The organism is Photobacterium rosenbergii (assembly GCF_033022775.1).
GTDB classification, from domain to species: domain Bacteria; phylum Pseudomonadota; class Gammaproteobacteria; order Enterobacterales; family Vibrionaceae; genus Photobacterium; species Photobacterium rosenbergii_A.
The window spans coordinates 177,059-195,275 of the sequence record NZ_JAWJZI010000007.1 but is presented as its reverse complement, the minus strand read 5'-3'; the positions used below and the strand labels follow the sequence as shown (position 1 = coordinate 195,275).

16 protein-coding genes and 2 tRNA genes are annotated in these 18,217 nt (G+C 53.5%); 11 read left to right on the top strand and 7 right to left on the bottom strand.

The window, feature by feature from the left end; all coding sequences use genetic code 11:
* Positions 1 to 114: 114 nt before the first annotated feature.
* A tRNA-Pro gene (locus tag R2X38_RS17670) sits at positions 115 to 191 on the top strand.
* Between the two features lie 43 nt (positions 192 to 234).
* Positions 235 to 311, top strand: a tRNA-Pro gene (locus tag R2X38_RS17665).
* A 445-nt stretch (positions 312 to 756) separates the two neighbouring features.
* Here the strand turns inward: R2X38_RS17665 and R2X38_RS17660 are convergent.
* Complete coding sequence (locus tag R2X38_RS17660; protein ID WP_317523645.1) at positions 757 to 1,620, bottom strand: TraB/GumN family protein; 864 nt, start codon at positions 1,618 to 1,620, stop codon at positions 757 to 759.
* Positions 1,621 to 1,770: 150 nt separating this feature from the next.
* Entirely contained in the window at positions 1,771 to 4,749 is a 2,979-nt protein-coding gene (locus tag R2X38_RS17655; protein ID WP_317523644.1) for a copper-translocating P-type ATPase, read from the bottom strand.
* A 175-nt stretch (positions 4,750 to 4,924) separates the two neighbouring features.
* Between R2X38_RS17655 and cueR the strand changes: the two genes are divergently transcribed.
* Positions 4,925 to 5,317, top strand: a complete 393-nt coding sequence (gene cueR / locus R2X38_RS17650) for a Cu(I)-responsive transcriptional regulator (RefSeq protein WP_317523643.1) — start codon at positions 4,925 to 4,927, stop codon at positions 5,315 to 5,317.
* Positions 5,318 to 5,362: 45 nt separating this feature from the next.
* Here the strand turns inward: cueR and R2X38_RS17645 are convergent, their stop codons facing one another.
* From R2X38_RS17645 to tesA, 3 genes are all read right to left on the bottom strand, one after another.
* On the bottom strand, positions 5,363 to 6,217 hold the full coding sequence (locus R2X38_RS17645) for a co-chaperone YbbN (RefSeq protein WP_317523642.1): 855 nt from the start codon (positions 6,215 to 6,217) through the stop codon (positions 5,363 to 5,365).
* A gap of 570 nt (positions 6,218 to 6,787) precedes the next feature.
* Entirely contained in the window at positions 6,788 to 7,627 is an 840-nt protein-coding gene (locus tag R2X38_RS17640) for an SDR family oxidoreductase (RefSeq protein WP_317523641.1), read from the bottom strand.
* 28 nt (positions 7,628 to 7,655) lie between these two features.
* Positions 7,656 to 8,255: a multifunctional acyl-CoA thioesterase I/protease I/lysophospholipase L1 gene (gene tesA, locus R2X38_RS17635; protein WP_317523640.1), complete on the bottom strand. Its 600-nt coding sequence runs from the start codon at positions 8,253 to 8,255 to the stop codon at positions 7,656 to 7,658.
* On the opposite strand from tesA, the gene R2X38_RS17630 reads away from it, so the two are divergent.
* Together R2X38_RS17630 and R2X38_RS17625 are read left to right on the top strand one after the other, a co-directional pair.
* Entirely contained in the window at positions 8,254 to 8,928 is a 675-nt protein-coding gene (locus R2X38_RS17630; RefSeq protein WP_317523639.1) for an ABC transporter ATP-binding protein, read from the top strand. The genes tesA and R2X38_RS17630 overlap by 2 nt on opposite strands.
* A complete protein-coding gene (locus R2X38_RS17625; protein WP_317523638.1) occupies positions 8,925 to 11,384 on the top strand; it encodes an ABC transporter permease in 2,460 nt (819 codons plus the stop codon). Before R2X38_RS17630 ends, R2X38_RS17625 begins: the two co-directional genes overlap by 4 nt.
* A 114-nt stretch (positions 11,385 to 11,498) precedes the next feature.
* Here the strand turns inward: R2X38_RS17625 and R2X38_RS17620 are convergent, their stop codons facing one another.
* Positions 11,499 to 12,407 (bottom strand): TIGR01777 family oxidoreductase, encoded by a 909-nt coding sequence (locus R2X38_RS17620; protein WP_317523637.1) that lies wholly within the window; start codon positions 12,405 to 12,407, stop codon positions 11,499 to 11,501.
* Between the two features lie 218 nt (positions 12,408 to 12,625).
* On the opposite strand from R2X38_RS17620, the gene R2X38_RS17615 reads away from it, so the two are divergent.
* From R2X38_RS17615 to focA, 6 genes are all read left to right on the top strand, one after another.
* Positions 12,626 to 13,360: a DUF1538 domain-containing protein gene (locus tag R2X38_RS17615; RefSeq protein WP_317523636.1), complete on the top strand. Its 735-nt coding sequence runs from the start codon at positions 12,626 to 12,628 to the stop codon at positions 13,358 to 13,360.
* A gap of 10 nt (positions 13,361 to 13,370) precedes the next feature.
* On the top strand, positions 13,371 to 14,165 hold the full coding sequence (locus tag R2X38_RS17610; protein WP_317523635.1) for a DUF1538 domain-containing protein: 795 nt from the start codon (positions 13,371 to 13,373) through the stop codon (positions 14,163 to 14,165).
* The gene (locus R2X38_RS17605) at positions 14,155 to 14,505 is read left to right on the top strand and encodes a P-II family nitrogen regulator (protein WP_317523634.1); all 351 of its coding nucleotides are present in this window, start codon (positions 14,155 to 14,157) and stop codon (positions 14,503 to 14,505) included. Before R2X38_RS17610 ends, R2X38_RS17605 begins: the two co-directional genes overlap by 11 nt.
* Positions 14,502 to 14,900: a CBS domain-containing protein gene (locus R2X38_RS17600; protein WP_317523633.1), complete on the top strand. Its 399-nt coding sequence runs from the start codon at positions 14,502 to 14,504 to the stop codon at positions 14,898 to 14,900. Before R2X38_RS17605 ends, R2X38_RS17600 begins: the two co-directional genes overlap by 4 nt.
* A gap of 86 nt (positions 14,901 to 14,986) precedes the next feature.
* Positions 14,987 to 15,535, top strand: a complete 549-nt coding sequence (gene yfcE, locus R2X38_RS17595; RefSeq protein ID WP_317523632.1) for a phosphodiesterase — start codon at positions 14,987 to 14,989, stop codon at positions 15,533 to 15,535.
* Between the two features lie 346 nt (positions 15,536 to 15,881).
* Positions 15,882 to 16,727, top strand: coding sequence for a formate transporter FocA (focA, locus tag R2X38_RS17590; RefSeq protein ID WP_317523631.1), 846 nt, complete (start codon positions 15,882 to 15,884; stop codon positions 16,725 to 16,727).
* A 125-nt stretch (positions 16,728 to 16,852) separates the two neighbouring features.
* Here the strand turns inward: focA and R2X38_RS17585 are convergent, their stop codons facing one another.
* Complete coding sequence (locus R2X38_RS17585) at positions 16,853 to 18,175, bottom strand: anaerobic C4-dicarboxylate transporter (protein WP_317523630.1); 1,323 nt, start codon at positions 18,173 to 18,175, stop codon at positions 16,853 to 16,855.
* Positions 18,176 to 18,217: the final 42 nt, after the last annotated feature.

Here is an 18,217-nt window from a genome sequence, read left to right as displayed (position 1 = left end):
ATAGCGCAGTTTGGTAGCGCATCTGGTTTGGGACCAGAGGGTCGGGGGTTCGAATCCCTCTTCACCGACCACTTATTCAAGTGGTAAGCCAGTATGGCATGCTGCTGACAACGTCGGTGAATAGCGCAGTTTGGTAGCGCATCTGGTTTGGGACCAGAGGGTCGGGGGTTCGAATCCCTCTTCACCGACCACTTATTCAAGTGGTAAGCCGGTATGGCGTGCTGCTGATAAAGTCGGTGAATAGCGCAGTTTGGTAGCGCATCTGGTTTGGGACCAGAGGGTCGGGGGTTCGAATCCCTCTTCACCGACCACTATTTAAAGCCTCAGTCGAAAGACTGGGGCTTTTTTCATTTATGCACTTTTTCAATTCAGCCATCGGCGAATAGCGCAGTTTGGTCGCGCATCTCCTGCTCTTAGGTAAATGGAGGACCAGAGGGTCTGGGGTTCCCTGTTTCCTTGTTCTTGGCCTCTTAACCGACCACTCTTCAAAGCCTGCAGCGAAAGCCCGGGACGCGTAGTTTGGGGCTTTTTTCATTTCTGACGTCGGAGAATAGCGAAGTTTAGTAGAGTATCTCCTGCTTCTTGGTAAATGGAGGACCGGAGGGTCGGGGGTTCCCTGTTTCCTTGATCTTGGCCTCTTCACCGACCACTCTTCAAAGCCTGCAGCGAAAGTCCGGGACGCGTAGTTTGGGGCTTTTTTCATTTCTGGCGTCGGCGAATAGCTCAGTTTGGTCGCGCATCTCTTGCTACCAAGCATTAACTGCAAGACACCTGCTTGCTTTGGCTCAACTGATTGATTGAAAAGCCCTTTTGCTTGAGCAGTTCAGGCAGTCCTTCCTCTCCCAATAAATGCATCGCACCGACGACTATCAAGAACTTTCCTCGCTGGAAGGCTGGATCCTCAATCAGCTTGGTCGCCCAGTCACGATTGCGATCGACGATCAGGGCGGCATCGGTGTCATCATTGTACTGGCTTTCATCAAACAGGGAGTCGAGTTGAGTTTGGTCGCCGGCTTGCCAGGCGCTGATCAGGCAAGTGAGCTGGTTAGTCATTTTATCCCATTCATTGACCGTGACCATCAGCAGGTTTTTGCCATGATCGTCCAGTTGTTCCATCAAGCGCAGTTGCTTCTCGACACTTTCTAGTTCGAGGATAGGCAGTTGGCTGGCCTGGGCACGTTTAAGCAAGGTGATATCCACTCCCCTGTTGGGGCTGAGGCCGGCCTGTTCAGCCATTTTCATCTGCAAGCTGATCGCAGCTAGCCAGGGAGGGGAGCTAAGCAGTGGTGAGGACGATAAACCGGCTAGTTTGGCTATTGCGGCTAACGATTGCTTTTCAGTCTCCGTTAACATCTCGGTAGTGGTAGCTACTGCTGGATTGAGCTGTGCTGAACTGGGCTTGAGGATGTTGGCTTCTACTACCAGGGCATCGGCGCTGTCCCAATGGGAGGTAAATGCATTTGGCAACGGATAGAAGTCGTCTTCACCGGCATGGATGGAGCCGAGAATGATAAATTCGCGTTGGGCATCTTGGGCTTGCCAAACCAATGGCTCAGCGACAACGCTGGTAGTGATGAAGGGCAGCAGCAGGGCTGCCCGGGTGACGAGTGCTTTGAGCATAATGATCCTGTGAGCTGATATAACCAGATATCTATTTGTTATATCAGCTCATCATAGGATCGGATAGGGCTAGAGAGTTACTTTTTGGGCTGAAGCCAGAACCACCAGACAATAAAGGCTATGGCAAGGAACCCGATGATAGCGACCATATTAATCTTCCTTAGATGGCTGTGAATGGGGCCTGGCGGTTTGCCGGTCTTCACCGTCAGGCTTGAACAGCCTCAAGCGGTTGGCATTGCTGACCACGGTAATAGACGATAGAGCCATGGCGGCACCGGCGACAACTGGGCTCAGCAATGCCCCGGTAAACGGGAACAAAATACCGGCAGCTACCGGGATGCCTAAGGTGTTATAGACAAAGGCCCCGAACAGGTTCTGTTTCATGTTACGTAGGGTGGCTCTGGAGAGCTGCAGCGCATCAGGCACGCCGTGAAGCGAGTGGCGCACCAAGGTCAGCTGGGCACTTTCAATGGCTACGTCACTACCGCTGCCCATGGCAATACCGATATCGGCCTGGGCGAGGGCTGGCGCATCATTGATGCCGTCTCCGACCATGGCAACCCGTTTGCCTTGAGCTTGAATTTTTTCCACTTCGCTGGCCTTGCCGTCCGGCAGTACGCCAGCAATGACATGTTCGATACCCGCTTGCTTGGCGATGGCATTTGCGGTTGCCGGGATATCCCCCGTCAACATGATCACATCCAGCCCCATTTTTCTTAGGCGCTTGATAGCAGCCACCGAATCATGGCGGATAGGGTCGCTGACAGCCAGTAAACCGGCCAGTAGGCCATCGACCGCGATATAGATAGGGGTTGCACCCTGCTCGCTGGCGGTCTCTGTAGCCTGCTGGGCCTGGTCTATACCTACCTGGTGCTGGGCCATCAGCTTTTGGTTGCCGAGTAGTACGGTGTGACCCAAAACTTCGCCACTGATGCCATAACCCGGTTGGGCTTGAAAGTTCACCTGCGGCTCCAGGTTAAGGGCTTCGACTTTGGCGGCGTTGACAATAGCGGTGGCCAGTGGGTGCTCGGAGCCTTGCTCGAGGCTGGCAGCCAGTGTCAGTAATTGCCCTTTGTTGAAGCTGTTGTAGCACTCGCTGCTGATCAGCGCTGGTTTGCCTTCGGTCAGGGTACCGGTTTTATCCAGTACTACGGTATCGACATCGGCAGCAATTTGCAGCGCTTCGGCGTTGCGGATCAGAACCCCGTATTCCGCCGCCCGGCCAACCCCGACGGTGACCGACATTGGGGTAGCAAGGCCAAGCGCGCAAGGGCAGGCGATGATCAGCACTGTTGTTGCTGTCACCAGCATATAGACCGATGAAGGATCTGGTCCGAAGTAATACCAGATCATGGCGGTGACGATAGCGATGATCATGACGGCAGGGACGAAAATGGCTGAAATAGTATCGGCCAGTCGAGCCAATGCCGGCTTACTGCTTTGTGCTTGGCGTACTAAATCGATGATTCTTGCCAGCATGGTATCGCGGCCGATTTTTTCAGCCGTAAACAACAAGCTGCCGTGCTGGTTGATAGTACCGGCATGGAGGATATCGCCGGTTTTTTTGTTGGCCGGGATCGGCTCACCGGTCAGCATAGATTCGTCGATATAGCTCTGGCCTTCGAGAATGGTGCCATCAACCGGTACTTTGGCGCCGGGATGAAGGCGCAGCACCATTCCGGTACGCACGTCAGCAAGCGGTACTTCGCGTTCTTCATCTTTTTCAACAATGATGGCGGTTTGCGGCTGCAAGTCCATCAGCTGTTCGAGCGCTTTGGAGGTCCGGCTGCGGGCTCGGGCTTCAAGAGCATGTCCTAGCGTGATCAGGCCAAGGATCATGGCCGAAGCCTCGAAGTAGACATGGCGTGCCTGCATTGGTAGCAAATCGGGCACGAGCACGACGAATGTCGAATACAGCCATGCCGCACCGGTACCGAGTGCGACAAGGGTGTCCATAGTTGCCCGGTGGTGCTTGAATGCTTTCCAAGCATTGACGAAGAAGTGCTTGCCGACGGTAGCTAGCAACATAAGGGTGATGATCCCAACCACGCCCCAGCCAATTTGATCTGCCCGGGATGCTATCATCATGCTGCCACCAAAAACGCCCCAGGCCATCAGTGGACCACCGACAGCCAGCGCGATATAGGCGTTTTTGATATGTTGGCGGTAAACTTTTTCGTTTTGTGCTTGCTGGCGTTGACGGCGGGTCAGCTCGTCTTCGGATAATTCGGCTTGATACCCTGCGCCTTCAACGGCTTGGATAATATCGTTGCTTGGCGCATTACCGCTTACCAATGCAGTGCGTTCGGCCAAATTGATACTGGTGGATGAGACGCCGGGTACGCTGAGAATGGCTTTTTCGACTGAGCTGACGCAGCTGGCACAGGTCATGCCCGACAAGATAAATTGTTGAGACGTCGCCTCGTCATCCGCAGTTGCAGTGTCGGAGAGCTTATCTAGTACCGCTTCAGGCTTAGCGTTGTCAGTGCTGTTATCACCAGCACTGTTTACATCGGTCACGCTTTTGCTTGCTGGAGCGGCGCTAAACCCAGCGGCTTCAATTAAGCCGATAACCTCAGCCTGCTCCAGCGAGGTTTGTACGCTGGCATGGGTTCTGGTTACCGAGAAGCTGTCGATGTCGGCGCGCTCTTTGAGCTGGGCTTCGACTTTGGCAACACACTTGCCGCAGCTCAGGCCTGACAGGGCGAGTTCGTAAGTGCTAGACATCACCTCTGATTGTTCTGTGTCCTGCGAAGGTACGCTGAAACCGAGTGACTCAATCAGTTCGATTAATTTCGGCTCGGGTAGTGTCCCCGTTGCCGTAAGCTCTGTTTTGCTGACATCAGAAGAGAAAATTTCAGGTTGGCTGTCCAGCGCGTCCTTGACTTTGCGTACACACTTGCAGCATGACAGGCCAGCTAGTGGCAACTGGTATTGATAACCCGCTTCATAGCCAAGCTGGGAAATAGCATCGATTACGGCCATAGGCGCAAAGGTACCCTGCAGGTTAGCTTGCTTGGTATCGACGTCGACGGACTCGACCCCCGGTAATTCTGTGAGGGCCGCTTTGATTTTATTGGCGCAGTTCATACAGCGCACTTTCCGTAGTGGCAGGGTTAATTCGACCATATTGAAGCCTTACTGATAAGACAGTTTGATGCATTTGAGGTAATCATAAAGCTTCCATTAACTGGAAGGTCAATAAATTTTAACTTCGGTGGGGATAAGCAATAATAGTCTTGCTACCGAGGCGATGACAGAGAATACTATTAAGCATAACCTTCCATTAACTGTAAGGCTGGATATGAATATCAGTGAAGTCGCCCAACAGACCGGGTTGACGACTAAGACCATTCGTTTTTACGAAGACAAGGGCATCATTTCACCGCCGGGCAGGGCGGCCAACGGTTACCGCCAGTACAGCGCCAAGCATGTCGATGAACTGCATTTGATCCGGCGCTCGCGCTTGGTGGGCTTTACCCTCGATGAAGGCCGTGAGTTATTGGCATTTTCCCGTGATCCGCAACGACGCAGTGCCGACGTCAAAGCCAAGGCCGAGCAAAAGCTGGTGGAGATCGATGAGAAAATCAAAGAGCTACTGGAAATGAAGCAAACTTTGGAAACGTTGACCAAGCAGTGTCCGGGCGATGAGGGGGCAAGCTGCCCGATCATTGAAGGGCTGTGTCGGCAGGGATAACCCTGCCTTTTCAAATTTTTCTCTAAATCGCAGTGTGCTAACCCACTAGTAAAGTAGCGAGTAAAGCTGGCGGCGGTATTTGCTGGCGACTGCGTTGCCTTGGCCTAGCGCCGCCAAGATGTCCATCATGGCTTTCTTGGCACCACCCTCGGCAAAGTTCATGTCTTTGCGCAGCAGAGTGATCAGTAGCTCTAATGCCTCTTCCGAACGCTCAACTTGGCTGTACTGTACGGCAAGCTCAAAGGCAATGTCGCTGTTGCCAGGTTCTGCGGCGAGCTTTTCTTCCAGCAGGCGGATTTCAGGCGAATCGCTGGCTTGCTGGTGCAGTTCCAGTTTTGCCATCAAGCCTTTGTATTTGGCATCCTGATCTTGCATTGGGATTGTGGCCAGCAGGGCTTCTGCTTCATCGTATTGAGACGTACCCAGCAGGCATTCGGCCATCGCCAAATTGATCACGCTGTTTTGGGTGAACTTGGTCGCTAGCTCACGCAGTACTGGCAAAGCTTCGTTGTATTGCTGGTTGTCGACTTGCTCCAGCGCGGCTTTTAGCGCCAGCTCTTCAGGGCTTGGTAGGTGCTTGGCAAGCATTTCGGCAAGGCTTTGCTCGGTCTGCGGACCGGCCGCACCATCAACTGGCTGGCCATTTTTGAACACGGCGACCGTTGGCAAGCTGCGAACACCAAACTGGCCAGCAACCATGGCTTGGGTTTCACAGTTTAGCGTTGCAAGGGTGAACTGGCCCTGATAGTTAGCTGCTAGCTTCTCCAGTATTTGGTTAACTTCAGCGGATTCCGGCATGGATGGTGCCCAGAAGCTGATCACCACAGGGGTTTGCATCGATTGCTCGATCACCTGTTGTAGATTCTGTTCGTTGAGTTCGATGGCTAGATGTGCATACATGGGTTTATCTTCACTCCCTGGACTTCTGAAACAGTGCGTAGGCCATAAATTTCTTCGTTGTGATAGTTATGGGGGGGAAGTGCCATCTTTTCAAGGTGAAACAGTGAGAAGGTGATGGTCGTGGCGAAATATAGATGTGTTTGGAGAGGCGGCTTGAAAAAGTCGAGACAAATAACAATGGAGAGCCGGGCTCGGGCTCTCCATTTTTATTGAAACGTCAACAGCAATGCGAGTGTCACACACACGCAAAGGATATTTATTTGGCGCAATGTCATCGTCACACCTTTCTTTATTCTGCATCGGAACGGTTATAGAGGAAAATAAAGGCCGGTAGGGAACAACCTCAATTTACACTACAAGCTTAACCGTGATGTGTGACACAAATATGACATTTCTTGCTTTTTTCGGCGGAACTTCTGTTTCCGTCCGCCTATTCAGTGTTTTTTCAGGTTTGTTTGCCTTCAGTGGTGCTTTTTTGATCCCGGTTATTGGTAAGTGGCTTATTTTGCTGTGTGTTTATTGAACACCATTTGCCAGCGTTATGTCTGGAACTATGTCTGATTCAGTTTATTAGTCACTTTTGACCAACAGTGAATCGAGTAGCCTGGTAGGCAAAACACGGCGAAGGAAACCAAAGATGTAAGTGGGCTGTGTCACATAATATCGGGCCTTCGGCTCTGCGGTTTCCAAAATCGCTTGCAATGGCTTCAACACCGCTTCAGGGCCGAGGGTGAATTTGCTTGATGGTGAGTCTTTGCCCAGCCGGTTAAGCGTATGTTGGTAACTCGCCTGGTGGCGTGATTTTGGCATATCAATATATTGCTCGAACTTTGCCTTGGCATTGGCCCTGAACTGGCTCTCAATCGGGCCGGGCTCGATCAAGCTGACCTTGATTGGGGTATTGCTCAGCTCGAGGCGCAGAGTATCCGTGTAGCCTTCCAAGGCAAATTTACTGGCGTTGTAGGCTCCGCGGTATTTCATGGCAACTAAGCCCAACACCGAGCTGTTCTGGACAATTTTACCGCTGCCTTGGGCCAGCATCACTGGGATAACCAGCCTGGTCAGGTGGTGCCAGCCAAACAGATTGCTTTCGAACTGCTGGCGCAGGGCATGGGTAGGGAGATCTTCCAGAGCGCCTGGCTGACCGTAGGCGGCATTGTTGAACAAGATATCCAGTTTTCCGCCGGCGATGGCAAGCGCTTCACTGAACCCCTGCTCAATTGATTCCTCGCTGTCCATGTCCATCAGTACACAGTCAATGCCTTCGCCTTGTAAGCGCTCGGCATCGCTTTTCTGGCGGCAACTGGCAACAACACTGTGGCCCTGTTGGTGGAGTGCTTTCGCGCAGTAGTAACCAATGCCGCTACTGCAGCCGGTGATCAGAATTCGGAGCGGGTTTGTTGCCGTCATTAAGGGCGTTCCTTGTCTGTATGTTTTTTTAGAGGTGTGGGGCAAGCTCTTTGGCCATGAAATCGGCTATCCACGGCTGGGCATCGGATTTGGGATGCAGTCCATCATCCATCATCCACTCCTGCTTTAGGATAATGTGCTCGAGGAAAAAGGGCAGCAGCGGGATCTCCAGTTGCTTGCTGATATCTTGATACACTTTTGCAAATTGATCGCTATAGCGCTTGCCGTAGTTTGGCGGTACAAATATCTGCATCAGCAGCGGATAAGCGCCTGCTTGCTCGATCTCGGTGATCATCTCACTGAGATTCTTGCGTATAGTTGTAGGAGGAAATCCTCTGAGCCCGTCGTTGGCCCCCAGCTCAATCAAGACAAAATCGGGTTGGTGTTGTTCGAGTAGGCGGGGAAGCCGTGCCATCCCATTGCCTGTGGTATCGCCGGAAATACTGGCGTTGACCACAGTGACATCATGGCCATATTTTTCAAGCTCAGCATCCAGCAGGTTAGGCCAACTCTGCTCGGCCTGCATCTGGTATCCGGCACTGAGGCTGTCGCCCAGTACCATCAGTTTGGCCGCGAGGGCGTGCTGAGTGAAAACAAGAAAAAAGATTACTGAAAGGAATCGCATCATGTCTACATCCGTGATTAAAGCTGTATCAGTGTCCAAGCAGGTGACGACAGCATCATCGTCTCTCACCATTTTGCAGGATGTTTCGCTCGAGGTCGAGCAGGGCGAGGCAATTGCCTTGGTCGGTGTTTCGGGGGCGGGCAAGTCGACCCTGATGACCTTGTTGGCAGGGCTAGATATCCCAAGTAAGGGCAGTATCGAGCTACTGGGCAAGCCATTGGCAGCGATGGATGACGAGGCGCGGGCAGCACTGCGCAGTGACAGCATTGGCTTTGTCTTCCAGAGCTTTTTGTTGATCCCGTCGTTGTCGGCACTGGAGAACGTGATGCTGCCAGCCATCATAAAGGGGGAAGAAGCCGATGAGGGCCGTGCCCGCGAGTTGCTCGAAAAAGTCGGCTTAAATGGCAGGGACGTTCATCTTCCGGCACAGTTATCGGGCGGAGAGCAGCAGCGGGTGGCATTGGCTAGAGCATTCATGACCCGGCCCAAGGTGCTGTTTGCCGATGAGCCGACCGGAAACCTGGATCAGCATACCGCCGCCAATATCATCGAGCTGCTGTTTGCTCTTAACCGCGATCACGGCACCACCTTGGTACTGGTGACCCATGATCCCCAGCTGGCCCAGCGCTGTGACCGCACCTTGACGTTAGAAAGTGGGAGTTTGGTAGCCGCATGACAGAAATGACCGATATCCAATCCGATTCCCCTGCGGCCAACCGTACAATGCTGCTCAAGTGGAGCTGGCGCGAACTGTGGCACGGCCAGTTATGGCCAGTTGCCGTGGCCCTGACATTGATTATCGCCTGTGTGTTTGCCTTGGCAGCCTTGGTGGTGAGAGTTGAAAAGATCATGGTCGATCAAGGCCGATCCATGATTGCCGCCGACTTAGTATTCCGCTCGGCCAATCCGGTTGAGCAACCCATCCTGGACAAGGCGGAGCAGCTAGGGCTGGTCGTCTCCCAGCAGGTTCGCTTCGGCACCATGGCCTTCAGCGATGAGGCTATGCAGCTGGTCAGCGTCAAAAGCGTCGAGAGTGACTTCCCGCTTCGGGGCGAGCTTGAGCTGAAAAGCCCGTCCGGTACCCATCATCAAGTTCAGCCTGGTGAATTATGGTTGGCGGAGCGGCTGTTTGATTTGTTGAAAGTCGAACCTGGTGATGTGTTGGCGATTGGTGATGCCGAGCTTAAGGTTAGCGGCACCATAGTGCAGGAGCCAGAGCTGTCATTTAACCCGTTCAGCCAAATGCCTGCCGTGCTCATTCATGCTGATGACTTGGACAATACTGGGGCGATCCAGCCGGGCAGTCGGGTACAGTACCGGGCGTATTTCACCGGCGCAGATAGTCATCTCAAGGCATTGCAGGAACAAATAGAGCTTGAGCCCGGCCAGCGCTGGCTGAGTGAAACCTCGCAGGGGCGAACCGGTGATGTTATCGAAAAAGCCCGCCAGTACCTGTCACTGACCCTGATATTGGTGATCTTGATGGCGACGGCCACCTTGGTGCTGACCTGCATGCATTACGCCTCGACCAGAACCGAGGTGGTGGCAATGATGAAAAGCTTGGGGGCTAGCAAGAAGTGGCTTTGGCAATGGCTGGCCCGCCAGCTCGGTATGCTGTTTGGCCTTGCGCTGGTGGCCGGGGTTGCTATCGGGGCCCTGCTGGAATACTTGCTGCGGGTGCCCCTGGTGGATGTATTGCCCGACCCCTTGCCCGGTATTGGCTTTTCGCCGCTAGTGGTAAGCGTGCTGGTTGCCTTGCTGGTGGCCATTCCGGGGATGGGGATCCCGCTGTTGAAGCTGGTGGATGCGCCTGCTATTTCAGTGATACAACGAATGGATAGCTGGCAGACCAGCAACAAGGGCTATTTGCTGGCCCTGTTGCCATTGGCGGCAGGTTTGCTGTGGCTGGGAAGCAATGGGCTGATGTGGCTGACCTTGCTGGGGCTGGCTGCGATCCTGGTTATCCTTGCCGTGGTTGGGGTAGCCATTGTCCGCGGGCTCAAGCGGGGCCGTTGGGGGCCGGCGATAACGCTGGCGTTGAGCCGAATTAACCGTAGCCCGATGGCGACCGGTGCCCAGCTGGCAGCCTTGACCAGCTCACTGATGCTGCTGACAGTGATTTGGCTGCTGCGCTCAGATCTGCTGGCGGACTGGCAGCAGACACTACCGGCAGATGCGCCGAATGTGTTTGCGCTTAATATCAGCCCAGAGCAGCAGCGAGCCTACCTCGATACGCTTGACCAGCGACAGGTTATGCGTTCTGAAGGCTACCCGGTGATCCGCGGTCGGATAACCCATATCAATGAGGAAGACTTGCTTGAACGCTCCCAGCAAGGAGATAGGCAGGAGCGCGATGAATCCTTGCGTCGCGAGCTTAACCTTACCTGGCGTGATTCCATTCCGGTCCATAACGAAGTGGTTGCCGGAGAGTGGCAGGCAACCAATGGGGTCTCGGTAGAGTCCGGTATTGCCGAGCGCTTGGGTATTGCCTTGGGTGATACCCTTGCCTTCAATGTCAACAGCCAGCCGTTCAGTGCTGAGGTGACCAGCATCCGCGAGGTTGAATGGCGCAATATGCGGCCAAACTTCTATTTTATTTTTACTCCTGATGTGATGGCCGAATTGCCTGCAACATGGTTGGTGAGCTTCCGTATTGAGGCAGACCAACAGGCAGTGATTAACCAGCTTGGCCGGGATTACCCAACCGTTACCCTGCTCGATTTACGCACCATGGCAACCCGGATTCAGGGCATCATGCAGCAGGTCTCCTTGTCGCTGTCGGTACTGGCGGGCTTGGGGGTGGTCAGTGGTTTATTGCTGGTAATGACCTTGTTGCGCTTGAGCCTGGCCCAGCGCCGGGACGAAATCCGCCTGTACCGGACATTGGGTGCCAGCCGGAAAAGAGTCTCGGCAACGGTGTGGGGCGAGTACGGCATTATGGCTTTGCTGGCAGGTGTAATGGCAGCGGCCGGCGCTGAAGCGGTCGTTGCGGCATTGGTGAAATGGGGCTTTGAGCTGCCGGTAAGCTGGCACCCGACGATGTGGTTGGTGGTACCGTTGCTTTCACTGCTGCTGGTGGTGCTGATCATCCGCTCGATGATCAACAGCCTGCTGCAGCCCGTTAGAGGCTAGACCGAAGATCCTCACATGCTGTTATAAAAAGGCTTCCCGGTTCATTCGTACCGGGAAGCCTTTTTAATCATCACTCGTTGATGTGGAAACGGGCAAGCCTAGGTTTAGGGATGCTTAGGCAGAGGCAATATCTCCTAGTGCCACATCAATAGTTCTGTAGCGAAAGTTATAGCCGAGCGCTTCGAGCTTGCTCGGTATCGCCCGTTGGCCTTCGAGCAGCAGCGAGGCCGCTTCGCCGAGGGCTAGTTTCAGCACGAATGCCGGAGTGAAGAAGATATGGGGCCGGTGCAGGGATTTGGCTAAGGTTTGGCTGAATACCTTGTTGGTGACGGGCTCTGGTGCAGTAAGGTTGAATGCGCCTTTTGCTGCTGGCGTTTCTAATAGGAATACTATCGCATCGACCATATCCTGCAGGTGGATCCAAGGCGTGTATTGTGAGCCATTGCCAATCGGTCCGCCTAGCCCGAGTTGGTAGGGTGGCAGCATTTTTGCCAGCGCGCCGCCATGTTTCCCCAGCACAATGCCAGTGCGAAGCAGGCAGACCCGGGTTTGTTCACTCTCTGCTTCAAGAGCGATGTCTTCCCAGCGTTGGCAAACATGGTGGGCAAAGTCGTCGTGGTTCACATGGTCGCTGATGGCAAACGATTCGTCGATGACGGTGTCTTTCTGGTCGCCATAAATCCCAACCGCCGAGCCACTGATAAAAGTGTGGGGCGGCTGGCTGCCAGCTTGTATTTTTGCAACCAGCTGCTCTGTCAGTCCCCAGCGGCTGTGGCAGATTTTCTTCTTTTGCTGCGGGCTCCAGCGCTTGTTGATGATCGGCTCGCCGGCGAGATTAATAATCGCATCAAAGTCGTCGAGGTTATCGAACGGGTCAAGGGAGGCGACGGCGTTGATCCTGCTTCCGAGGTTTTGGCTCGCCTTGGCCGGATCCCGGCTCAATACGGTGACATCGTGCTGCTTTAGCGCATTGATTAGGGCCGAGCCGATAAACCCGGTGCCGCCGGTCACTAATATCTTCATGCTTCTCCTTTTAGGCTATGGCTTTGCCCTACGAGGTAAGACTTCCGACATAAGTATAGCTAAACCAAAGGGTTGGTACCGCTTACTATTTTCTTTATGACATTTGGTTATGTGGGCTAGCTCTCGTGTTGGGATATAAAAGCTGTGTCTATATGCGATTGGGGAGTACCTTGAAGGTATACCCTTTTTTGATTACCGGGCGACAGCCAGGAGGTGGAATGTCGTTTGTACTCGCCCTGCTGAAATCCCTGCTCTCCAGCCTGCGTGACCTATTGCCGATCATCCTGGTGATAGGCTTCTTCCAATTGGTTGTGTTGCAGCAGCCGATGCCGCAACTTGGCCCGATTTTGGTCGGCCTGGCATTTGTGGTGATCGGTCTGACCTTGTTTGTGTTCGGGCTTGAAATGGGGCTGTTTCCGATTGGTGAGTCGATGGCGCGCTCCTTTGCCAGCAAGGGCAGTGTATGGTGGCTGCTGTGCTTTGCGTTCTGCCTGGGGTTTGGCACGACTATTGCCGAGCCGGCACTTACCGCTGTTGCGGCAGAGGCCGCCAAAGTAGCGGCCGAAGGGGGATTGATAGCAAGCAATGCCAAGAGTCAGCTGGACTATGCGACGGGCCTGCGTTTGACGGTGGCGCTGTCGGTTGGTATTGCCATCATGCTCGGGGTGATCCGTATTTTAAAAGGCTGGCCGATCCACCGGATGATCATCGGCGGCTATTTGCTGGTGATGGTCATGACCTGGTTTGCCCCTTCAGCCATTGTCGGGATCGCCTATGATTCCGGTGGGGTAACCACATCGACCATTACCGTCCCGCTGGTGGCTGCACTCGGTGTCGGGCTGGCATCATCGATAAAAGGCCGTAACCCGATAGTGGACGGCTTCGGCCTGATCGCCTTTGCCTCGCTGACGCCGATGATATTCGTCATGGCCTACGGCATGCTGGTGCACTAGGAGGACTGGGATGACAGAGCTCAACGGGATTATTCCTCACTTTTTCTCCACCTTGCTGATGACAGTGCGAGATGTGGTACCGATTGCCGTCATCATTTTCGGTTTCCAGTTGGTGGTATTACGCCGCCCTGTTACCAACTGGCCGAGGGTCGCACTGGGGTTCATATATGTTGTGGTCGGGTTGTCATTTTTCCTGCTTGGGCTCGAACTGGCGTTGTTCCCCCTGGGGGAGTCTATGGCTGCCCAGCTGACGGCGATGGATTTCTTGTTCGACAGCGGGGAGGGGATCCCGGATGTTATTCCCTGGACCCAGTATTATTGGGTATACATTTTTGCCGCTGCCATCGGTTTTAGTACCACTATCGCCGAACCCTCTTTGATTGCCGTGGCGATCAAAGCCAACCAGGTTTCGGGCGATACTATAAGTGTTAACGGCCTGCGTATTGCCGTCGCGATCGGGGTCGCGGTGGGAATTGGCCTTGGTAGCTACCGGATTGTTGCCGGTGATCCGCTCCACTATTACATCCTGGCGGGTTATTGCGTGGTGGTGGTGCAGACCTACTTCGCACCGAAAATGATTGTCCCCTTGGCCTATGACTCCGGCGGGGTGACGACATCGACGGTGACGGTACCGATAGTCACAGCGTTGGGGCTGGGGTTGGCTTCCACCGTGCCGGGAAGAAATCCGATGCTCGATGGGTTTGGGCTCATTGCGTTTGCCAGCCTGTTTCCGATGATCACAGTGATGGCTTATGCCCAGTTGTCGGCAAGACAGGCTAAGAGGAGAGAAGGAAATGCGATTTAAGTTGTTATTGGCCTTTGTAGAAGATTCGAAAACCGATGCTGTCCTGGATGCTGCGCGCGAGGCCGGGGCGACGGGGGCGACGGTGATCAACAATGCCCGCGGCGAGGGGCTTTACCTCAAGAAGACCTTTTTCGGTCTCGGGCTGGATGTCCAGCGGGATGTGATCCTGTTCGTGGTCGAGGAGCACCTGGCCCGTACCATTTTAGAAACCATTGAGCGGGTCGGCGACTTCGATACCTCCTCAGGCCAGGGGATCGCTGTCCAGCTTGATGTCGAAGATGCGGTGGGTGTGGCCCACCAAGTTGAAACACTTACCAAGGTCGTAGAGGCGAAGCTATGAGTAATGACACTGTGGTCCGGGTACGGGATGTAATGATGGACACCTATGCGATGGTCGAGGGGCTGACCACGGTAGCTGAAGCCATTCGCGTTGCCAAACATAAGCAAATCAAGGCACTGATCGTTAACAAGCGCAATGATGATGATGAATACGGTATCGTGCTGATGAACGACATTGCCAAGAAGGTACTGGCACTGGACCGCTCGCCGGAGCGCACCAATGTCTACGAAATCATGACTAAACCGGCCTTGTCGGTCAGTGCTTCGATGGATGTCCGTTACTGTGCCCGGTTGTTCGAGCGTTTCGGTATCAGCCGGGCGCCTGTGATCGAAAATGGCAAGATCATCGGAATGGTGAGCTATAACAATATTGTCCTCAACGGCATGTGCTGCTAGAAAGGCCGGGCTACCTTGGGCCGTGGTATTGTCACGGCCTAGGGTGTAGGATCGCCATATCCTGTTTCAAAAAAAGATCTCCTGACATGAAATTGTTTTTTGCTTCTGATATCCACGGCTGTGCCGACAGCACCCGCCGTACTCTGGCCAAGTTCGAGCAGAGTGGTGCAGACCACCTGATCCTGCTGGGGGACATCCTCAACCACGGCCCGCGCAATGCCCTGCCAGCGGGATACGCCCCGATTGACGTGGCCGAGCAGCTCAACCAGTATGCAGAGCAAATCACCGCTGTACGAGGCAACTGCGACAGTGATGTGGATCAGATGCTGCTCGACTTCCCGATGATGGCGGACTACAACCTGGTACTGTTGCCGAATGGCCGCCGCCTGTTCCTGACCCACGGCCACCTCTACAACGGTGACAAGCACCCGCGCCTGCGCGATGGTGATGTGGTGGTGTCAGGCCATACCCACCTGCCTGTTGCCGAAAAGAAAGAGGCTCTTTTTGTCTATAACCCCGGCTCGGTGACAATTCCGCGTGGTGAATACCAGGCAAGCTACGGCCTGCTGGAAGACAATATGCTCAAGGTGTTGTCGTTTGATGACGAGATCATTTGCCAGGTTGAATTGGTGTAACTGACATATTATTCATCAGTTTAGATAAAGGCGGCTATTTAGCCGCCTTTTTTGATCTTGCTCGTTCTGGTTTGCTGGCTTGAGCCGCTGCATAACATTCTGTCGCTATGCATACAGGGGTATAAATGTAGTTGCAATGTGACGGCATGTTAGCGCTATTTGAATCTTTGGCGTACGGATTTGTTGCTCAATGTTTACAATACCTGTTGATTCGGTTTAACCGAGTATTTCGTTCGTATATCTCGAATTATTGTTTTGGTGAACCCTTGAATATTTGTGTGATAAAAGCCACTATCCTCGCCTCCTTAATTTTGTGTGTTTCAAGATGTGTCAGGTGCCAAACAATATGTGTCAGAATCAGTTTGATTCGCTATTACCGCCACAAATGGCGGAGAAAGCGGCCGAGGTCGGTGTAAGCAAGGCCACCAAAGATCCGATGAAGTCGTTGCTATTGGCGATCACCGCCGGGATGCATATTGGTATCGCGTTTGTGTTCTATACCACGGTCACAACAGGGGCCGGTGACATGCCGTGGGGAATGTCGCGCTTTATCGGTGGGCTGGCATTTAGCCTAGGTCTTATCCTGGTGGTGATCACCGGTGGTGAACTGTTTACCAGTTCTGTATTGACGCTTGTTGCCCGTGCCAGCGGGAAGATCAGCTGGAAGAGCCTGTGGCTCAACTGGGGCGTGGTGTATGTGGGGAACCTACTGGGTGCCTTGATGCTAGTTGTTATCATGCTAATAACTAAGCAGTATATGTCCGGCAGCGGCGCAGTAGGTATCAATGCGATGCAAATCGCCCAGCATAAACTGCATCATGACTTCATGCAGGCCGTTGCCCTTGGTGTGATGTGTAATGTGCTGGTGTGTGTGGCGGTGTGGATGACTTTCAGCGGCCGTACCCTGACAGATAAAATTCTGGTGATGATCCTGCCGGTAGCGATGTTTGTATCATCGGGCTTCGAGCACTGTATTGCCAACATGTTCCAGGTGCCGATGGCGATTGGTATCAAGCATCTGGCCACTCCTGAGTTCTGGCAGATGACCGGCATGAACCCGGCCGATTTTGCCGACTTGACCCTGAGTAATTTTGTTATCAATAACCTGATCCCGGTGACACTGGGGAACATCATCGGTGGTGGTGTGTTTGTCGGTATGGGGTATTGGATTATCTACTTACGCAGCAAGTAAGTGGGAGTACCGTGTTCTACGTTTTACTAGCTTGGTATTGAGTTAGTGTTTTAAATTGTGTTGATTCGAGTCTGACATGTTGGCCGCTACGTATTGTAGCGGCCTTTTTTTATTTCCGGATTGGCTTAGTTCACCATCATCGAGATGAAGTAACCAATGATGGTGGCAGAGCCCACACCGATAAAGCCTGGGATCATGAAGCTGTGGTTGAGTACGTACTTACCGATTGCTGTAGTGCCTGAGCGGTCGAAGCTGATAGCAGCCAGATCACTTGGGTAGAACGGGAAGAAGAAGTAAGCGTAACACGCTGGCAGCACACCAATCAGTACCGCAGGGTCGATGCCAAGGGCAAAACCAAGTGGCATCATAATGGTAAGCACGGCTGCCTGGCTCTTCAGGAACACAGAGACGAAGAACATTGCAAAGGCGAAGGTCCATGGGTAGACGTTCACCATGCCACTGACCAAGCCAACCAGGTACTCTTTGTGGTGGCCGATGATAGTGTCACTGAACCAGGCGATACCGAAGATGGTGATCACCGCGCTCATACCGGCAATGAAAACGTTGCTGTTAACGATACGCTTGGGCGAAATCTTGGTGGTCAGCAGGATAACCGCACCGACCGATAGCATCATGAACTGAATAGCAACCGACATGCCGACGCCTTGCGGCAGCACCTGCTTGCTGAACAGAGCGATACCAACAACCGCAAGGATACCCAGCAAGAATACAGTAAGGCCTTTCTTGGCTGTACGCTCGTGCTCGGCTTCTTCTTCAGCAGAGCCTTCCTGGTCAGGATCAACCAGGCTGCTGCGGAACTCTTCGTCTTGAAGGCGAGCCTGGAATTCAGGATCCTTGTCCAAGTCTTTACCGCGCTTCAGGCTCCATAGACATGCAATCAACAAGCCGCCAAAGGTTGCCGGAATAGTCACCATCAACACGTTGATCAGGTTGATATCCAGGTTGTTGTCCATTGCCGTTGCCATTACAACGGCCGCTGCCGCCGCGATTGGGCTGGCAGTGATACCCATTTGTGAAGCAACGGTGGCCATCGCCATTGGGCGCTCAGGACGGATACCTTTTTTGTAGGCGACATCGTAGATAACAGGCAGTAGTGGGTAAACCGAGTGGCCGGTACCAACCAGTACTGTTAGAGAGTAAGTACAAATTGGGCCGAGGAAGACCACGTGCTCAGGATGCTTGCGAAGCAGGCGCTCGGCAAACTTAACCAATAGCTTCAGGCCGCCGGTAGCCTCAAGGGTGGCAGAGGCGGCAACCACCGCGAGGATAATAAGCATAACGCCGACAGGTGGTGAGCCTGGCGCAATACCAAAAACAAAGGTCATGACAGAGACGCCGAGGCCCCCGAGTAGACCGAAGGCGATACCGCCGTGGCGTATGCCGATCAAAATAACAGCTAGCAGTAGTAACAGGTGTATCCAGAACATTATTCCATTATCCTTGTTTCATATAAGTTGCAATCCGCTCGA